Origin of the sequence: Mesorhizobium sp. B1-1-5 (assembly GCF_006443065.1) — a bacterium.
Taxonomy (GTDB): Bacteria; Pseudomonadota; Alphaproteobacteria; order Rhizobiales; family Rhizobiaceae; genus Mesorhizobium.
Genome location: NZ_VFWS01000530.1, coordinates 1 through 1,172 on the forward strand (window position 1 = coordinate 1; position 1,172 = coordinate 1,172).

The following is a 1,172-nucleotide window of genomic DNA, read 5'->3' on the forward strand; positions in this document are numbered from 1 at the left end:
TCGCTGAGGCTGAGCTCGGCGGCGATCGCGGCATTGCTCTTGCCGTCGGCGATCAGGCTCACCACCTCGCTTTCGCGCGCCGTCAGCGCGGCCGGTTCGGCAGGCCTGGGCTTGGATCGGCAGGCGGGTTCCAGATGCTGCTCGGACGTCGCAAGAACAAACGCCAACGGCTCGTCCAACTCGTCGAGCGCAATGCGTCCGCCATCGATGAAGTGTAGGCCGGAGCCGGTCGCCAGGTCGGAAACCAGCCGCGACGCCAGGATCTCGCCGCGGCTGGCATGGGCCGCAAGTTGTATGGTCACGCGTGCAGTCAAGCCGACCGGCGGTCCGCGCATCTCGATCTCGCCGACATGCACGCCCTGTGCACTGGCCACACCGATCTCCTGCGCCGCTTCGCGCAATGCCGCCGCGCAGCGTATGGCGCGCGCCGGACCGTCGAAGCGCGAGATCATCAGCTCGCCATGCGTGCCTGCGACACGTCCGCCATGGCGCCCCACCAGCAATCGCCAGGTCTCCTGGAATCGCTGGCTGCGCTCGCTCCACATGCGGTCGCCGAGGCGCGCCGTATCGTAGATACGCGTCACCAGCAATGCGGCGAGCACGCGCTCGCTGTCGGCCACGGCCGGCTCGCCGGTCAGGAATTCCTCGATTAGGTCGGCGACCCGGTCGACGTCACCGGTCCATACCGGGTGGTCGCGCCCGGGGATTTCGACAAGCCGGGCGTTCGGGATCTTCCGGGCGAGAAAGCGGCTGGCATCGGGATCGACGCGCGCGTCGTTGCGGCGGTGGATCAGCAGCGTCGGCGCGCTGATCGCCGAGAGTATGCCGCGCACGTCTATGCCGGCATTCATGCGCGCCAGCGCCGCCGCCGCCGTTGGACTTGCCGACAGCCGCTCGAACCGCGACCACCAGGCGGCAAAGTGACTGTCTTCGACGCGGCCGGGCGCAAAATGCGGCAAGGTGGCGCCTGTGCCCCAGGCGGTTTCCGTCGTCGCGATGAATGCGTCCAGCCGTTCCGGCGGCATCACCCATCGGTGGAAATGGGCATAGCCGCCATAGAGCGCCAGGGCGCGCGTCCGCTCCGGATACGTGGCGGCGAACAGCATGGCCATCGGAGCGCCTTCCGAGGCGCCGAGCAGGGCCGCGCGGCCGCTGCCGGCCGCGTCCATCAC

General features: G+C 69.2%; 1 protein-coding gene. It reads right to left on the minus strand.

Annotated features, from left to right (window positions below; genetic code table 11):
- Positions 1–1,172: alpha/beta fold hydrolase (locus FJ980_RS33025; protein WP_140547603.1), on the minus strand; the 1,172-nt coding region annotated here is incomplete at both ends.